Source organism: Kitasatospora sp. NPDC059146 (assembly GCF_042786665.1).
Lineage (GTDB): Bacteria > Actinomycetota > Actinomycetes > Streptomycetales > Streptomycetaceae > Kitasatospora.
In genome coordinates this window covers 1,897-17,884 of the sequence record NZ_JBHZCY010000094.1, presented here as the reverse complement: position 1 = coordinate 17,884, position 15,988 = coordinate 1,897, and the positions used below count along the sequence as shown (strand labels likewise).

Here is a 15,988-nt window from a genome sequence, read left to right as displayed (position 1 = left end):
GGGCCACCTCCATTTCCAGGGCTTTCTCCCCCTGTGACCTGCGCGTTCGCCGGCCCGCCAGATCAGCACCAGAGCCTCCGGAGGCCCCGCCTTGAGCGATCAGCCGTTCGCGCATCTGCACGTCCACACCGAGTACTCGATGCTGGACGGTGCCGCCCGGTTGAAGCAGATGTTCAAGGAGGTCGAGCGGCTGGGGCAGTCCCATGTCGCGATGACCGACCACGGCAACATGTACGGCGCCGCCGAGTTCCACCGGCAGGCGACCGAGGCCGGGATCACGCCGGTGATCGGCATCGAGGCGTACGTCGCCCCCGAGTCCCGCTCCAACACCAAGCGCATCCTGTGGGGCCAGCCGCACCAGAAGCGGGACGACGTCTCCGCGTCCGGCGCGTACACCCACAAGACCATCTGGGCCCGGAACAAGGAGGGCCTGCACAACCTCTTCAAGCTGACCTCGCGCTCCTACTCCGAGGGCTGGCTGGTGAAGTGGCCGCGGATGGACAAGGAGCTGATCTCCGAGCTGTCCGGCGGCCTGATGGCCACCACCGGCTGCCCTTCCGGCGAGGTGCAGACCCGGCTGCGGCTGGGCCAGTTCGACGAGGCGGTGAAGTCCGCGGCCGACTACCAGGACATCTTCGGCAAGGAGAACTACTTCCTGGAGCTGATGGACCACGGCCTGGACATCGAGAAGCGGGTCCGCGACGGGCTGCTGGAGATCAGCAAGAAGCTGAACATCCCGCCGGTGGTCACCAACGACTCGCACTACACCACCGAGGCCGACGCCGGCGCCCACGACCTGCTGCTCTGCGTGCAGACCGGCAAGAACCTCTCGGACCCGGACCGCTTCCGCTTCGACGGCACCGGCTACTACATCAAGTCCGCCGCCGAGATGTACGCGCTGGACTCCTCGGACGCCTGGCAGGAGGGCTGCCGCAACAGCCAGCTGCTGGTCGCCTCCCGGGTCGACACCGAGGGCATGTTCAAGTTCCGGAACCTGATGCCCCGGTTCCCGATCCCGGAGGGCTTCGAGTCCGAGGCGGACTTCTTCAAGTCCCAGGTCTGGGAGGGCATGGACTGGCGCTTCCCGAACGGGTACGACGAGGAGCACAAGAAGCTCGCCGAGTACGAGATGGACACCATCATCCAGATGGGGTTCCCGGCGTACTTCCTCGTGGTCGCCGACTTCATCATGTGGGCCAAGGGCCAGGGCATCGCGGTGGGCCCGGGCCGCGGTTCGGCGGCCGGTTCGCTGGTCGCCTACGCGATGGGCATCACCGACCTCGACCCGATCCCGCACGGCCTGATCTTCGAGCGCTTCCTCAACCCCGAGCGCATCTCCATGCCCGACGTCGACATCGACTTCGACGAGCGCCGGCGCGGTGACGTGATCCGGTACGTGACGGAGAAATGGGGGGCCGACAAGGTCGCCATGATCGTCACGTACGGCACCATCAAGGCGAAGGCCGCCATCAAGGACTCCTCCCGGGTCCTCGGCTACCCGTACGCGATGGGCGACCGGATCACCAAGGCGATGCCGCCGGACGTCATGGGCAAGGGCATCCCGCTCTCCGGCATCACGGACAGCAGCCACCCCCGCTACGGCGAGGCGGGCGAGATCCGCGGGCTGTACGAGAACGACCCAGACGTCCGGAAGGTCATCGACACCGCGCGCGGCATCGAGGGCCTGATCCGCCAGCCCGGCGTGCACGCGGCCGGCGTCATCATGTCCGCGGAGCCGCTGACCGACCACATCCCGGTCTGGACCCGGCACACCGACGGCGTCACCATCACGCAGTTCGACTACCCCACTTGCGAGGGCCTCGGCCTCCTCAAGATGGACTTCCTCGGCCTGCGCAACCTGACGATCATGGACGACGCCGTCAAGGCGATCGAGAAGAACAAGGGCGTCAAGATCAACCTGCTTGATCTGCCCCTCGACGACAAGCCGACCTACGAACTGCTCTCCCGCGGCGACACCCTCGGCGTCTTCCAGCTCGACGGCGGCCCGATGCGCTCGCTGCTGCGCCTGATGAAGCCCGACAACTTCGAGGACATCTCCGCCGTCCTCGCGCTGTACCGGCCGGGCCCGATGGGCGTCAACTCCCACACCAACTACGCGCTGCGCAAGAACGGGCAGCAGGAGATCACCCCGATCCACCCGGAGCTGGAGGAGCCCCTGGAGGAGGTGCTCCGGCCCACCTACGGCCTGATCGTCTACCAGGAGCAGGTGCAGAAGGCCGCGCAGATCCTGGCCGGCTACTCGCTCGGCCAGGCCGACCTGCTGCGCCGTGCGATGGGCAAGAAGAAGAAGGAGATCCTGGAGGCGGAGTTCGTCCCCTTCCAGAAGGGCTGCCGCGAGCGCGGCTACTCCGACGCGGCCATCCAGGCGGTGTGGGACGTCCTCGTCCCCTTCTCCGGCTACGCGTTCAACAAAGCGCACACCGCCGGGTACGGGCTGGTCTCGTACTGGACGGCGTACCTCAAGGCCAACTACCCGGCCGAGTACATGTCCGGGCTGCTCACCTCCGTCAAGGACGACAAGGACAAGTCGGCGGTCTACCTCAACGAGTGCCGCAAGATGGGCATCCAGGTGCTGCCGCCGGACGTCAACGAGTCGGACTCGGACTTCACGCCGCACGGCAGCGAGACCGTCCGGTTCGGCCTGACCGCGATCCGCAACGTCGGCGGGCCGGTGGTCGAGTCGATGATCCGCACCCGGAAGGCGAAGGGGAAGTTCGCCTCCTTCCCGGACTTCCTGGAGAAGGTGGAGTCGGTGGTCTGCAACAAGCGGACCGTCGAATCGCTGATCAAGGCCGGCTCCTTCGACTCGCTCGGGCACACCCGCAAGGGCCTGAGCGCGCAGTTCGAGCCGATGATCGACAACGTCGTCGGGGTGAAGCGCAAGGAGGCCGAGGGGCAGTTCGACCTCTTCGGCGGCGACACCGCCTCGGACGAGCCGAGCTTCGGACTGGACGTCGTGTTCTCCGAGGAGGAGTGGGAGAAGTCCTTCCTGCTCACCCAGGAGCGGGAGATGCTCGGCCTGTACGTCTCCTCGCACCCGCTGCACGGCATCGAGCACGTGCTCGCCGACAAGGCGGACTGCGCGGTCGCGGACCTCGCGGAGCGCCCGGACGGGACGATCGTCACCATCGGCGGCATCATCTCGGGCCTCCAGCGGAAGATGACCAAGCAGGGCAACGCCTGGGCGATCGCCACCGTCGAGGACCTGGCGGGCTCGATCGACTGCATGTTCTTCCCGGCGAGCTACCAGCTGGTCTCCTCCCAACTCGTCGAGGACGCCGTGGTGTTCGTGCGCGGCAAGCTGGACAAGCGGGAGGACGTGCCGCGGCTGATGGGCATGGAGCTGTCCGCCCCGGACCTCTCCAACGCCCACGCCGAGGCGCCGATCGTCATCAACATCCCGTCCGGGAAGGTCACCCCGCCGCTGGTCGCCCGGCTCAGCGAGGTGCTGACCCACCACAAGGGCACGACCGAGGTGCGGGTGCGGCTGGAGGGGCGCACCAAGACCACGGTGCTGCGGCTGGACCGGCACCGGGTGAAGTCCGACCCGGCGCTGTTCGGGGACTTGAAGCAGCTGCTCGGGCCGAGCTGCCTGGTGGTCTGACCGGGGGAAGGGTGGCGGGGCGTTCGTCAGCCCCCGCTGCCCAGCCCCGGCGGGACGGCCGTGTGGAGCGCCGAGACGAAGGCCGAGATCGCCGGGTGGGAGCCCGCGCCGGCCCGGAAGGCGGCGCGGGTGCGGCGGTACATCGGCAGCCGGGTGAGGACCACGCCGGGCGGGGGCTGGGCGGTGCCCAGGTGGGGGACCAGCGCCACCCCCTGGCCCGCGGCGACGAGTGAGAGCACCGTGGTGAAGTCGTCGATCTGGTGCCGGATCCGGGGCGCGAAGCCCGCCGCCTCGCAGGCACGGACGGCCATGGTGTGGCAGAGCGTGCCCGGCGGGGAGGTGATCCACGGCGCGCCGCGCTGCTCGGCGAGCACCGCCGGGGCGCGGGCGGCCAGGTACATCGGCTCGGTGAAGACCGGGCGGGTCACGGCCAGGCCCGGTTCCGGGTCGGCCGGGACGAGGTCGTACTCGTGCACCAGCGCCACGTCCAGCTCGCCCGCGCGCAGCGCCGCGCCGACGGCCGCCGGGTCCACCTCGGTGACCATCGGCTCCAGCCCCGGGTGCCAGGAGGCCAGCCCGGCGAGCACCGCCGGGATGATCGCGCGGGCCGCCGAGGGGTAGGTGCCGATCCGCAGCGGACCGGCCAACCCCCTTTTGGCGTGGGCGAGTTCGGCGTCCGCCTGTTCCAGCAGGGCGAGTACGGACTCGGCGTGGCGGACCAGGCCCCGCCCGGCCGGGGTGAGGGTGACCCGCCGCCCGGTGCGCTCCAGCAGCGGGACGCCGGCCTCCTTCTCCAGGACGGACAGCTGCTGGGACACCGCCGAGGCGCTGAACGACAGGGCCTCGGCGACGGCCGCGATGGTGCCGAGGTGGGCGAGTTCGCGCAGCAGGCGCAGACGTCGGACATCGAGCATCGGCCCAGCTTACGAGAAGCGTCGGAAATGTGAACTGGACCCGGGCGATCACCGGACCGCAGGATCGTCGGTATGGAACTCAAGGGCATCCACGTCCCCCTGATCACCCCCTTCGCCGCCGACGGCTCCGTCGCCCTCGACGCGCTGGAGAAGCTCGCGCACGAGGTCCTGGACGCCGGGGCGGCCGGCCTGGTCGCGCTCGGCACCACCGGCGAGCCCGCCGCGCTCACCGCCGAGGAGCGGGACGCGGTGGTCGACGTCGCCGCGGCCGCCTGCGCCGCGCGCGGGGCCCAGCTGACCGTCGGTGCCTCCGGCGGCGACACCCGGGCCGTCGGCGAGGCGCTGGCCGTGCTCGGCGCGCGGGTGCCGGGGGCGGCGGCGCTGGTCACCACGCCCGCCTTCGTCCGGGCCGGCGAGGCCGGGACGGTCGCGCACTTCCGGGCCCTGGCCGCGGGCAGCCCGCTGCCGCTGGTCGTCTACCACATCCCGTACCGCACCGGGCAGCAGCTCTCCACCGCCGCGCTGCGCGAACTGGCCGCGATCGAGGGCGTGGTGGGCGTCAAGTACGCGACCGGCGGGCTGGACCAGACGGCGGCCGAACTGCTCGCCGAGGCCCCCGCCGGATTCGCCTTCCTCACCGGGGAGGACGCCTTCCTGTCGCCGATGCTGGCGCTGGGCGCGGCCGGCGGCATCCTCGCCTCCGCGCACCTGGCGACCGCCCGCTTCGTCGAGCTGTACGAGGCCTGGCGGGCCGGGGACGTCGAGCGGGCCCGGGAGCTGGGGCACCGGCTGACCGGGCTGGCGCTGTCCGCCTTCACGGCGCCGAACCCGACGGTGACCAAGGGCGTGCTGCACGCCCAGGGGCGGATCCCGACCCCGGACGTGCGGCTGCCGCTGCTGCCGGCCGGGGAGGCGGAGGTCGCGGCCGCGCTGGCCCTCGCCAATGGTCTGGACCACTGAGGGCTGTCCGGAGCCCCTCTCACACCGTGGAATACCAGGTCGCCCCACCCGCGTGACAAGGCATGATGGGCAGAGTGCGGCTGTAGACAGCACCATTCAGAGGAGTAGTCGGAATGAAGATCGGCATTGTCGGTGCCACCGGCCAGGTCGGCAGCGTGGTCCGCGAGATCCTGGCCGAGCGGGCTGGTCGTGAAGGCGGACTGGGCCCGGTGGAGCAGCTGCGGCTGTTCGCCTCGGCCCGTTCGGCCGGGCGCACGCTGCCCTGGCAGGGCACCGAGGTCACCGTCGAGGACGCTGCCACGGCCGACTACACCGGCCTGGACATCGTGATCTTCTCGGCCGGCGGCTCCACCTCCAAGGCCCTGGCCCCCAAGGTCGCCGCCTCCGGAGCCGTCGTCATCGACAACTCCTCCGCCTGGCGCCGTGACCCCGAGGTCCCGCTGGTCGTCTCCGAGGTCAACCCGGAGGCCATCGCCGACCGCCCCAAGGGGATCATCGCCAACCCCAACTGCACCACCATGGCCGCCATGCCCGTGCTGCGCCCGCTGCACGAGGAGGCGGGGCTCGCCGCCCTGGTCGTCTCCACCTACCAGGCCGTCTCCGGCAGCGGCGTCGCCGGTGTCGCCGAGCTCCAGGACCAGGCCGCCAAGGTCGTGGACGGCGCCTCCGCGCTCGCCCACGACGGCTCCGCCGTCGAGTTCCCCGAGCCCAAGGTCTACCGGCGGCCGATCGCCTTCAACGTGGTGCCGCTGGCCGGCTCCATCGTCGAGGACGGCTCCAACGAGACCGACGAGGAGCAGAAGCTCCGCCACGAGAGCCGCAAGATCCTCGGCATCCCCGGGCTCAAGGTCGCCGGCACCTGCGTGCGCGTCCCGGTCTTCTCCGGCCACTCGCTGCAGATCAACGCCCGCTTCGAGCGCCCGATCAGCCCCGAGCGCGCCGCCGAGCTGCTCGCCGCCGCCCCCGGCGTCGAGCTGTCCGAGATCCCCACCCCGCTCCAGGCCGCCGGCCAGGACCCGAGCTACGTGGGCCGGATCCGGGCCGACGAGACGGTGGAGCACGGCCTGTCGCTGTTCGTCTCCAACGACAACCTGCGCAAGGGCGCGGCGCTCAACGCCGTCCAGCTCGCCGAGCTGGTCGCCGCCGAGCTCAAGGGCTGACCCGGGTCAACCCCGCGTGACGTTTGGCGGGCCCCGTCGTTGAACGGGGCCCGCCTTCGTGTTTCTTTGCGACTCATTGGGGCGGCTGTTGCGTGACCGGGACATCCGCCGAGGTTCGGGCCCCGAACCATGGGGAAAAGGTGACCCAACGATCGGGCGGTCAGGGGGCCCCTCACCCCGCACGCCGGGTCGACGGGCGGACCGCCCACCCAGACCGACCATCGAGGGCGAGCGGAAAGAGGTGCGCGGATGGACCGCTGTGTCGTCCTGGTGGATGCCGGATACCTGTTGGGCGCCGCCGCCAGCCTGCTCGCCGGAGACCCCTCCCGCTCCAAGGTCACCGTCGACCACACCGCGCTGATCAGCGCCCTGCGCGAACGCGCCGAGGCCGAGACCGGGCTGCCGCTGCTGCGGATCTACTGGTTCGACGCGGCCCCCGACCGCCGCCCGATGCCCGAGCACCGGCGGCTGCGGGTGCTGCCCCGGGTCACCGTGCGGCTGGGCGCCCTCACCCGGGCCGAGGGGCGCTGGGTGCAGAAGGGCGTCGACGCCGCGATGCACGCCGAGCTCTCCGAACTCGCCCGCAACCGGGCCTGCGCGGACGTCGTCCTGATCACCGGCGACGGGGACCTGCTGCCCGGCATGATGACCGCCAAGGAGCACGGCGTGGCCGTGCACCTGTGGGCGTTGCAGGCCGCCGACGGGGACTTCAACCAGTCCGAGGACCTGGTCGGCGAGGCCGACGAGCGGCGGGTCCTGGACCGCGAGTGGATCGAGGGGTCCTTCTCGCTGCGCGACCACTCCACCGTCTTCCCGGCGCCCGGGACGGGTGGCGCCCGGCAGGAGATCGCCAAGATCCTCGCCGCCCCGCCGGCCCCGCTGCCCAGCGTGGTGCCCCCCGGCGTGCGGCCGGCCGCCGCCGAGGCGGTGCCCGAGGAGCCCGCCGTCAACGGGCGGCCCCAGCCGGCCGCCGCCCTGCGGGTGGTGCCCACCCCGAAGGACCTCGCCGGGCGGGTCTCGGCCGTCACCCCGATCACCGCGGCGGCGAACGGGCACGTCAACGGGCATGCCAACGGACACGCCGCGGCCGGGCAGGCCACCAACGGGCAGGTGGCCGGCGGACCGGTGCTGCGGTGGTCCTCCGACCGGGGCTGGGTCGACCGGCCCGCCCCCGAGCCCTCCGTCACCGCCGGGGACGGCCTGCCCACGCTGGCCCAGCTCACCACCGCCGAACAGCGCTGGGCCGACCGCGAGGAGGACATCACCACCATCGGCGGCGACGCCCACGAGGTCGGGCAGGTCTTCGCCCGCCGCTGGAGCGACCGCCTCGGCGACCTCGAACGGCTCACCCTGCTCTGGCCCGACTACCCGCGCATCCCGCACCGGGTCGACGGCGAGCTGCTGCGCTACGCGGCCCGCTTCGGACTGCTCGCCCACAAGGACGACCAGATCGACGAGCACGACCGCTACGCCATCCGGGCGGGGTTCTGGAAGGAACTGGCGGTCCGGGTCCCGGGCGGGTCGATGGTGGTGGACGACTGACGCGCCCCGGCGGGCTCCGGCTTCCCCCGGCTTCCGCCTGGCTTCCCCCGGCGATCGGGCCTCGGCGATCGGCCCCCGTTGTCCGGTTCGCCCGTGTGAGCGCGTAAAGTCTCCGGTCGTGGAAGAGACGGCCGGGCGAGCACCCCAGGACACCCCCGCGCCGTGCGTCGCCGTACGCGAACTGGTCCGGACCTACCGCACCGGACGTGGCGCCGCCGCCACCGAGATCCGGGCCAACGACGGGATCAGCCTGACCGTCCGCGCGGGCGAAGTCTTCGGGCTGCTCGGCCCCAACGGCGCCGGGAAGTCCACCCTCGTCCGCCAGCTCACCGGCCTGCTGCGGCCGGACTCCGGCACCGTCGAACTGCTCGGGCACGACATCGTGCGGCACCCGGAGCGGGCCGCCCGGCTGCTCGGCTACCTCGGGCAGGAATCCACCGCGCTGGACGAGCTGACCGTCGCGCTGGCCGCCGAGACCACCGGACGGCTGCGCGGGCTCTCGCGCGCGGCGGCCCGCGGCGCGGCCGCGGACGTCCTCACCGAACTCGGGCTGGAGCCGATCGCCGCCCGGCCGCTGGCCAAGCTGTCCGGCGGGCAGCGGCGGCTCGCCTGCTTCGCGGCCACCCTGGTGGGGGAGCGGCCGCTGCTCGTCCTGGACGAACCCACCACCGGCATGGACCCGGTCGCCCGGCGGGCCGTCTGGTCGGCCGTCGACCGGCGGCGGGCCGAGCACGGGACGACGGTGCTGCTGGTCACCCACAACGTGATCGAGGCGGAGACCGTGCTCGACCGGGTCGCCGTGATCGACGAGGGCCGGGTGATCGCCTGCGACACGCCCGGCGGACTCAAGGCCCTGGTGGACGGCGACGTCCGGCTCGACCTGGTCTGGCGGGACGAGGCGCCGATCGGCGTCCCCGCCGTCGCCGAACTGGCCGCGCGCGCCGAACGCACCGGACGCCGCTGGACCGTCCGCACCACCCCCGAGCAGGCCCGCGAACTGGTCGCCGCCGTCACCACCGGCCCGGCCTTCGCCGCCCTCGACGACTTCACCCTCGCCACCCCGAGCCTTGAGGACGCCTACCTCAAGCTGGGCGGCCGCCACGGAGGACTGGCCAAGTGACGCTGCTCTCGGTGCCCCCGCAGACCGGCCGGTCCACGGCCGGCGCCGCCCCGCTCGCCCCCGCCGCCCGGCTGCTGCCCGCCCTCGCCGCGGTGTACCGGGCGCAGCTCACCCGGGCGAAGGTCGCGCGGATCCCGCTGCTGTTCGTGGCCACCTTCCAGTCCGTCGGCATCCTGGTGATGATGCGGGGCGTCGTGGACGGCGGGCAGACCTCGGCGGCGCGGTCGGTGGTCGCCGGGTCGAGCGTGCTGGTGGTGGCGTTCGTCGCGCTCAACCTGCTGGCCCAGTACTTCGGGAAGCTCCGCGCCACCGGCGGCCTCGACCACTACGCGACGCTGCCCGTCCCGGCCGCCTCGGTGGTGCTCGGCGCGGCCGCCGCGTACGCCTCGTTCACGCTGCCCGGCACGCTCGTCACGGCGGGCATCGGCGCGGTGATGTTCGGGCTGCCGCTCGGACAGCTGTGGGTGCTGCTCGCCGTGGTACCGCTCGCCGGGGCCGCGCTGTCCGGGCTGGGCGCGGCCTGCGGGCTGCTGGCGCCGCGGCAGGAGATCGCGACGATGCTGGGGCAGCTCGGCATGTCGGCGGCGCTGCTGCTCGGCGTGCTGCCGGTCGACCACCTGCCGCAGCCGGTGCTGTGGCTGCGCGACCTGCTGCCGTCGACGTACGGGGTGGAGGCGTTCGCGCGGACCTTCGCGCCGGACCCGGACTGGGGGATGGTGCTCGCCGACCTCGGGGTCTGCGCGGGGGTGGGCGTGGTGTCGCTGGCCCTGGCCACCTGGGCGTACCGGCGGGCCGTCGCGCGGTAGGGCGCGCCTTCCGGATCTTGCCGGGTGGGTGGTGCGGTGGGCGGTGTGGTGGGCGGTGCGGCCGTTCGGACGGACGTCGTGAAACGATGGGACCCGTGACCGTACCGAACACACCTCCGGAACCCGCCCGCGCCGACGTGCCGGCCGAGCCGGGAGCCGTACCCGACCCGTTCGCACCGCCGCCGGTCTCCGACCAGGAGCCGCCCGCCGGCCTGCCCGCCGTGCCGCCCGCGGGCGTGCACCGGGTGCCGGACGAGCTGCGGATCGGCGCCGGGGTGGTGCTGGTGTGCCTGCTGGCCGGACTGGCGATGGCCGGGCTGTGGGCCTGGCTGGCGCCCAAGGTGCCGCTGGTCGTGGACGGCGACCGGATCCTCTACGTGGACCCCGAGGGCGAGCAGCGGGCCGGTGCCGACGCGGTGTTCGTGCTGATCGGGCTGGGCGCCGGCATCCTCACCGCGCTCGGCGCCTTCCTGGTGACCCGCAAGCGCGGCGGCGGGATCGCCGTCGCGCTGGGGCTGGCGATCGGCGGACTGCTCGGCTCGTACGGGGCCTGGAAGCTCGGCCGCTGGCTCGGGCCGAGCGACAACCTGATCGGCGAGGCCCGGCGGGTCGGCAACGGCGGGCACTTCGACGCGAGCATCGACCTGGGGGCGCTGGGCGCGCTGCTGGTGTGGCCGATGGCGGCGATGGTGGTGCTGCTGGCGCTGTCGGCGGCGTTCGGGAAGCGGGAGGAGGACCCGCCGCCGTACTGGGGGGTGCCGGCGGGGTCGTACGGGGACCCTGCGGGGCCTCCTGCGGAGACGCCGGTGGACGCCGGGCAGGTCGCTCCGGCGGAGACGGCTCCGGTGGATGCCGCTCCGGCGCCGGAGGAGCGGCGGCAGGGCTGAGTGCTTGAGCGGGGCGGAGGGGCGACGGCCGGGTACAGGCCAGGGCCCTCCGCCCCGTGAAGAATCCCCGTACCCCCTTTGGGGGTGCGGGGATCCTGTTCGTTCAGCGGGCGATCGGGGCGGTGGCGGCGCGGGTGAGGGCGATCAGGTCGGCGGGGGCCAGTTCCACTTCGAGGCCCCGGCGGCCCGCCGACACGTAGACGGTGGGGTGGGTGAGGGCGCTGGCGTCGACCACGGTGCGCAGCGGGCGGCGCTGGCCGAGCGGGGAGATGCCGCCGAGGACGTAGCCGCTGCTGCGTTCGGCGGCGGCCGGGTCGGCCATCGCGGCGCGCTTGCCGCCGACGGCCGTGGCCAGGGCCTTGAGGTCGAGCTGGCCGGCGACCGGGACGACGCCGACGGTGAGGGTGCCGTCCACGTCGGCGACCAGGGTCTTGAAGACCCGCTCGGCGGCCACGCCCAGGGCCTCGGCGGCCTCGCCGCCGTAGGAGGCGGCGGCCGGGTCGTGCGCGTAGGCGTGGACGGTGTAGGGGACGGCGGCGGTCTCCAGAGCGACGGTCGCGGGCGTGCCCTGGCCGCCCTTCTTCGGCTTCTTGGCCATGCGCGGGTGCCTCGGGTCGGTGGGGTTTCGTCAGGGTCGGTCTAGGTGGGGTCGGTCTCGCTGGGGTCAGTTGGGGCTGAACGACTGGCGGGTGAGGTCGACCGCGGGCAGCGAGGGCAGCCAGCTGAGCACCGCGCTCTCGCGGCGCAGCAGGTCGAGTTCGGTGCGCAGCCGCTGGGCGGTGTCGGGGCAGGCGAGCAGCTGCTGCTTGACCGGGGTCTCGAACACCGAGGCGGCGGCGACCAGGTAGGAGAGCACCTGGGGGTCGTCGGGGAGCTCCTGGCGGCCGTGGGTGCTGGCCTCGCGGGCGCCGGCCAGGCGCTTCTGGTAGACCCGGAAGGCGCGCTCGACCTCGGCGGCGAGGGCGCCGGAGCCCTCGCCGGGAAGCTCCTCCACCGGCTCGATCTCACCGGTCAGGTACGGGCCGGTGACGTCGACCGAGCTGAGCCGGAACCGGGTGGTGCCGGTGACCAGCAGCTCGTAGCGGCCGTCCGGCTGGGGCTGGACGGAGGAGACGTCGGCGACGCAGCCGATGTGGTAGACCGCCTCCAGCGGGTCCCCGGTGGCGGTGCCCAGGCCGTCCAGCGGCCCGGCCGGGCCGTCCTCGGCGGGCCGTACCGGGGCGACCTCGCGGCCGTCCTTGATGGCGAGCACGCCGAAGCGGCGCGGCTCGTCCTCGGGCTGTTCGAGCAGATCGGCGACGAGCCGGCGGTAACGCTCCTCGAAGACGTTCAGGGGCAGCACCAGGCCCGGGTAGAGCACGGTGTTCAGCGGGAAGAGCGGCAGCCGTTCTGTCACGGCGGACAGCGTAGTTCTTCGGGGCCGGGCTTTGTCGCGCAGTAACCGCAGCCCCGTCCCGCGGACACGCACCGTGTTCACGCGGTGGCGACCAGCCCGCCCCCGCGCAGGGCCGCGCGGGCACGGGCGGCGCCGCCGGGCGTGGCTGCGGCGCCACTGCCGATCGTGAGGGTCCTGGCGCCGCCGAGGCCCGCACACGGGCGGCAGATGCCGGGGCGGGGCACCGGGTCGTGGCACTTGGCGCACTCCGCGGGTATGGCCTGAGGTGCACGGGCGGGCGGCAGCTTGCGTTGGAGGCGGTCGCGCAGGATCGCCACCGGGGAGTGCAGCGGCGAGGGCAGGCCGGGAAGCAGGGCGTGGGCCAACTCGGCCGCCGTGCTGCCGCGTTCCAGCCACTGGGCGACGAGCGGTGCCAGTTGCTGCGCCTCGGCCTCGCCGAGGCGCAGCCGGGGCTCGGGCCGGATCGCGCGGAAGAGTGCGGACACCGCCCTGCGGGTCTGCTCGTCCGCTCGCGTCAACTGGGCGGGGAGGGTGGGTACTTCTCCCGGGTCCTTTACTACAGGGCTGTCAGGGGGACCGGCCTCGGGCTCACCGGAGTCCGAGGAGCGGGCACTCGGTGACGCCGGTCGCTGCGGGGCGTCGTACACGTGCACATCGGTACGGAGCGTGCCGTCGGGCATCCGGACCGTCTCGACCCGGTAGTACCCGGCGTCCTTGAGCTCGTTGAGCGCCCTGCGGACGGCGCCGCGCCCCTGCGGGCTGCTGTCGGCCATGTGCCGTCCGTCCTCGCGCCAGCCGTCGGGGCGGGAGAGGAGGTCGGAGAGGAGGCCCCGGGCGGTGTAGCTGAGGCGACGGTCCTGGAGGAGGCCGTTCGGAAGTACGGTGAAACAGCGCGCGTGGGCGCTACGATGAATCTGCATGGGGAGTGTGTGCTCCTGGTGCCAGACCCCGGGGTGTTCCAGCACCGCCGGGGTCTTCTATGTTCTGTTGATGATGCGGAAAGTAGCACAGTCGCTACACGGAGTGCCAACCATTCGGGGGAATCCGCAGTTGGGAGGGACAGGCGACGGTGAGGTCTGCCTGACGGCACCCGAAGCGATCCGGCGGTATGGCCGAAGGTGGCTAGCGCACCACGGGGATCTCCCCGGAGCGCCAGTCGGCCAGCCGCTTGCGGATGTTCGACACCATCGGCAGCCCGTCCGTCTCCTCCGGGGTGAACCACGCCACCTCGTGGGACTCATCGGACACCCGCAACTCCCCACCGAGCGGGCGTCCGAGGAGGCAGATCGAGAACTCCTGGCGGACCTCGCCATCGTCGTAGGCGAAGACGTGGCCGGGGTCGGTGTAGGTGCCGACGATCCCGGTGATCTCGATATCGATGCCGGTCTCCTCGCGCGTCTCGCGGACACCGCAACCGGCGAGCGACTCACCGATGTCCATCTTGCCGCCGGGCAGGGCCCACATCCCGTTGTCGGTCCGGCGCTGGAGCAGAACGCGGCCCGCGCCGTCGACCACGACGACGGAAGCGGCCGGGACCAGCGAGTTCGCCTTGGGGGCGTTCGGGTCGTCCTCGTAATCACGCCTGGGCACGATCCACCACCTCTGCTGCCGGGACCGATACATCCCGCCCCTTCGCCCACAAGTCCTCGATGTGGCCCGCGAAGCGATCGAATACGCCGTCGTCCTGGGCCCGCCTGAGGTGCATCATCGGAGCGTCATGGCCGATCCTACCCGGCAGCAGCGGTGTGACGATCATGTCGTCGTCGAAGCGGAAGACGCTCAGTGAGACGTGTGCGGTCTCGTATCGCGCCTCGATCGGCGTGTCCCGTAGCTTGGCCAGCTCGGACAGGGTGACCTCGATCCGGGTCGAAAGGCTCAGCGGCACGCCCTCCTCCAGCTCCCGCTGACGGGTGACCGGATGTCCGGGCTCACCAAGAATGAAGCGAACCTGGACGCCGGCCTCCGCCTTCTGCCGTAGCAGGCCGCCGAAGTTCGCGTGCTCCAGCCAAAGGAAGTAGTTGGTGTACCCGGCGAACGTCATCTCCCGAGTTGCCCCCCTTATCAACTGACGCCACAGCGAAGCCGGCGCTGCCGACCGGTACGGGTACATCTGCACCAGCTCCCGATCTGGCCCCGACTTCACGAGTTGCTGTACGGATGGCCAGAGCACGGCTTCCTCCTCACCCAGGGCCTTACTGGCGGCTGAGCGATGTCGAGCATGGGGCTCGCGCGAGGGGTTGGCGAGCCACCGGTCGACGGTCTTGGGATCGACCCCGCACACACGCGCGAGCCTGGACGAGGTCATGTTGGCACGGGCCATTGCGTCACGGAGCGGGCTGTTCACCGACCGACCTTCCACGTTGGGGACGTTTCAAGGTCTACCAGCCAGACGTCCTAAACGTCCCGAAAACGCGGTATGACGTCCTGTCAGAGTGCCCGACGATTCGAGCGTGACAGATGCGGCAGCCTTTCAGCTGCTTCCTCTCCCTTTCGAGGACCCCATGCTCACTGCCCACCGCCCCCGCACATTCGCCGCCCGTCTCGACTCCTGCGTCGAATCCACGCCCCTGGCCCGGCACTTGATCCGGGCCTACCTCTGCGCGCTCCCCGCCGGTGACCGATACTGCGATGTCGCCGAACTTCTCCTCGGCGAACTCTTCGCCAATGCTGTCCAGCACGCCGACGCCCCCGACGACCGCCTCATCGAGATCCGGTTCGCCGTCAGCGGCGACCTTCTGCGCCTCGAAGTCCACGACGCCGGATCCGGGCGGCCCTCCGTCCGCTCCGCCTCCTTGGAGGAGGAGTGCGGGCGTGGGCTGTTCCTCGTCAACGAGCTGGCCGAGCGTTGGGGTTGCTGCCCCCGGGCCGGCGGGGTCGGCAAGTTCGTCTGGGCCCTCATTGCTCCCGCCTTCGCCCTCTTCTGAAAGCCCGCTCCCGATGCTGCCTCCGCTGCCCACCCTCGCCCGGCACGCCCTCGACCGAGGCCACACCCCCGCCGAGACCTACGCCCTTCTGGCCCGCCGCACCGGCGAACCCCTCCCCGCCGCCCGCGCCGTCTGCCTCGCCCTCGCCATCCCCCTCGCCGAGACCACCATCCGCCTCGACGAGTGCTACGACGCCCTCCTCGCCGACCCCCGCCCCGGCACCGAGGCCGACACCGGCGAACTTCTCGAAGCCCTCGGCGTCTTCGACGTCCCCAAGGACCTCACTGCCACCGAACTCGCCGTCGTCGACCACTTCCTCACCGCCATCGACGCCCTCGGCGGCATCCGCCCCGGCCACCAACACGGCCTCGCCCGCTGGTTCACCACCGGCAACCTCACCGCCGCCTACCTCTCCCTCACCGCCGCCCACCCCCGCCCCACCACCGGCAACCCCACCCAGTACTGGACCACCCTCGTCACCGCCGGCGAACTCCTCACCACCACCCCCACCCCCGACCCCCGCATCAAAACCGCCCTCACCCACTGCCGCAGCCAAGCCGCCACCTGGTAGGCACCGGAAGTCGACCCCGCCGACTTCCTGCGCAGGAGTCGTCGCCGCGTGGGCCGGATCCGCAGCGGGCCGCGCGCCGCGGG

General features: G+C 72.3%; 15 protein-coding genes. 9 read left to right on the top strand and 6 right to left on the bottom strand.

The window, feature by feature from the left end; all coding sequences use genetic code 11:
• Positions 1 to 91 precede the first annotated feature (91 nt).
• Positions 92 to 3,625, top strand: a complete 3,534-nt coding sequence (gene dnaE, locus ACFXPX_RS31065) for a DNA polymerase III subunit alpha (RefSeq protein ID WP_380528290.1) — start codon at positions 92 to 94, stop codon at positions 3,623 to 3,625.
• A gap of 26 nt (positions 3,626 to 3,651) precedes the next feature.
• Here dnaE and ACFXPX_RS31060 read toward each other — a convergent pair whose 3' ends face one another.
• Positions 3,652 to 4,539 (bottom strand): LysR family transcriptional regulator, encoded by an 888-nt coding sequence (locus ACFXPX_RS31060; protein ID WP_380528292.1) that lies wholly within the window; start codon positions 4,537 to 4,539, stop codon positions 3,652 to 3,654.
• Between the two features lie 72 nt (positions 4,540 to 4,611).
• On the opposite strand from ACFXPX_RS31060, the gene ACFXPX_RS31055 reads away from it, so the two are divergent.
• From ACFXPX_RS31055 to ACFXPX_RS31030, 6 genes are all read left to right on the top strand, one after another.
• Positions 4,612 to 5,499 (top strand): dihydrodipicolinate synthase family protein, encoded by an 888-nt coding sequence (locus tag ACFXPX_RS31055; protein WP_380528294.1) that lies wholly within the window; start codon positions 4,612 to 4,614, stop codon positions 5,497 to 5,499.
• Between the two features lie 113 nt (positions 5,500 to 5,612).
• On the top strand, positions 5,613 to 6,659 hold the full coding sequence (locus ACFXPX_RS31050) for an aspartate-semialdehyde dehydrogenase (protein WP_380528295.1): 1,047 nt from the start codon (positions 5,613 to 5,615) through the stop codon (positions 6,657 to 6,659).
• Between the two features lie 249 nt (positions 6,660 to 6,908).
• Positions 6,909 to 8,201, top strand: coding sequence for an NYN domain-containing protein (locus ACFXPX_RS31045; protein WP_375896198.1), 1,293 nt, complete (start codon positions 6,909 to 6,911; stop codon positions 8,199 to 8,201).
• Between the two features lie 118 nt (positions 8,202 to 8,319).
• Positions 8,320 to 9,321 (top strand): ABC transporter ATP-binding protein, encoded by a 1,002-nt coding sequence (locus ACFXPX_RS31040; protein WP_380528299.1) that lies wholly within the window; start codon positions 8,320 to 8,322, stop codon positions 9,319 to 9,321.
• Positions 9,318 to 10,127 (top strand): ABC transporter permease, encoded by an 810-nt coding sequence (locus ACFXPX_RS31035; protein WP_380407531.1) that lies wholly within the window; start codon positions 9,318 to 9,320, stop codon positions 10,125 to 10,127. The genes ACFXPX_RS31040 and ACFXPX_RS31035 overlap by 4 nt, the downstream gene beginning before the upstream one ends.
• Before the next feature lie 95 nt (positions 10,128 to 10,222).
• On the top strand, positions 10,223 to 11,014 hold the full coding sequence (locus ACFXPX_RS31030; protein ID WP_380644174.1) for a hypothetical protein: 792 nt from the start codon (positions 10,223 to 10,225) through the stop codon (positions 11,012 to 11,014).
• A 103-nt stretch (positions 11,015 to 11,117) separates the two neighbouring features.
• On the opposite strand, the gene ybaK is transcribed toward ACFXPX_RS31030, so the two are convergent.
• The 5 genes from ybaK to ACFXPX_RS31005 all read right to left on the bottom strand — a co-directional run bounded on the left by ybaK (position 11,118) and on the right by ACFXPX_RS31005 (position 14,754).
• On the bottom strand, positions 11,118 to 11,612 hold the full coding sequence (ybaK, locus tag ACFXPX_RS31025; protein WP_375897072.1) for a Cys-tRNA(Pro) deacylase: 495 nt from the start codon (positions 11,610 to 11,612) through the stop codon (positions 11,118 to 11,120).
• A 66-nt stretch (positions 11,613 to 11,678) separates the two neighbouring features.
• Positions 11,679 to 12,410 carry an LON peptidase substrate-binding domain-containing protein gene (locus ACFXPX_RS31020; protein WP_380593569.1) on the bottom strand — a complete coding sequence of 244 codons (732 nt, stop codon included), beginning with the start codon at positions 12,408 to 12,410 and terminating at the stop codon, positions 11,679 to 11,681.
• 77 nt (positions 12,411 to 12,487) lie between these two features.
• Positions 12,488 to 13,330: a hypothetical protein gene (locus ACFXPX_RS31015; RefSeq protein ID WP_380593570.1), complete on the bottom strand. Its 843-nt coding sequence runs from the start codon at positions 13,328 to 13,330 to the stop codon at positions 12,488 to 12,490.
• A 202-nt stretch (positions 13,331 to 13,532) separates the two neighbouring features.
• Positions 13,533 to 14,000, bottom strand: coding sequence for an NUDIX hydrolase (locus ACFXPX_RS31010; protein WP_380644173.1), 468 nt, complete (start codon positions 13,998 to 14,000; stop codon positions 13,533 to 13,535).
• A complete protein-coding gene (locus tag ACFXPX_RS31005) occupies positions 13,987 to 14,754 on the bottom strand; it encodes an XRE family transcriptional regulator (RefSeq protein WP_380644172.1) in 768 nt (255 codons plus the stop codon). Before ACFXPX_RS31005 ends, ACFXPX_RS31010 begins: the two co-directional genes overlap by 14 nt.
• A 157-nt stretch (positions 14,755 to 14,911) precedes the next feature.
• Between ACFXPX_RS31005 and ACFXPX_RS31000 the strand changes: the two genes are divergently transcribed.
• Together ACFXPX_RS31000 and ACFXPX_RS30995 are read left to right on the top strand one after the other, a co-directional pair.
• The gene (locus ACFXPX_RS31000; protein ID WP_380644171.1) at positions 14,912 to 15,334 is read left to right on the top strand and encodes an ATP-binding protein; all 423 of its coding nucleotides are present in this window, start codon (positions 14,912 to 14,914) and stop codon (positions 15,332 to 15,334) included.
• A gap of 13 nt (positions 15,335 to 15,347) precedes the next feature.
• Positions 15,348 to 15,905: a hypothetical protein gene (locus tag ACFXPX_RS30995; RefSeq protein WP_380528316.1), complete on the top strand. Its 558-nt coding sequence runs from the start codon at positions 15,348 to 15,350 to the stop codon at positions 15,903 to 15,905.
• Positions 15,906 to 15,988: the final 83 nt, after the last annotated feature.

Excerpts from the sequence above, each read along its gene's own strand:
- ACFXPX_RS31060 (WP_380528292.1), bottom strand. The coding sequence starts at position 4,539 with ATGCTCGATGTCCGACGTCTGCGCCTGCTGCGCGAACTCGCCCACCTC.
- ACFXPX_RS31000 (WP_380644171.1), top strand. The coding sequence starts at position 14,912 with ATGCTCACTGCCCACCGCCCCCGCACATTCGCCGCCCGTCTCGACTCC.
- ACFXPX_RS31045 (WP_375896198.1), top strand. The coding sequence starts at position 6,909 with ATGGACCGCTGTGTCGTCCTGGTGGATGCCGGATACCTGTTGGGCGCC.
- ACFXPX_RS31015 (WP_380593570.1), bottom strand. The coding sequence starts at position 13,330 with ATGCAGATTCATCGTAGCGCCCACGCGCGCTGTTTCACCGTACTTCCG.
- ACFXPX_RS30995 (WP_380528316.1), top strand. The coding sequence starts at position 15,348 with ATGCTGCCTCCGCTGCCCACCCTCGCCCGGCACGCCCTCGACCGAGGC.
- ACFXPX_RS31050 (WP_380528295.1), top strand. The coding sequence starts at position 5,613 with ATGAAGATCGGCATTGTCGGTGCCACCGGCCAGGTCGGCAGCGTGGTC.
- ybaK (WP_375897072.1), bottom strand. The coding sequence starts at position 11,612 with ATGGCCAAGAAGCCGAAGAAGGGCGGCCAGGGCACGCCCGCGACCGTC.
- ACFXPX_RS31055 (WP_380528294.1), top strand. The coding sequence starts at position 4,612 with ATGGAACTCAAGGGCATCCACGTCCCCCTGATCACCCCCTTCGCCGCC.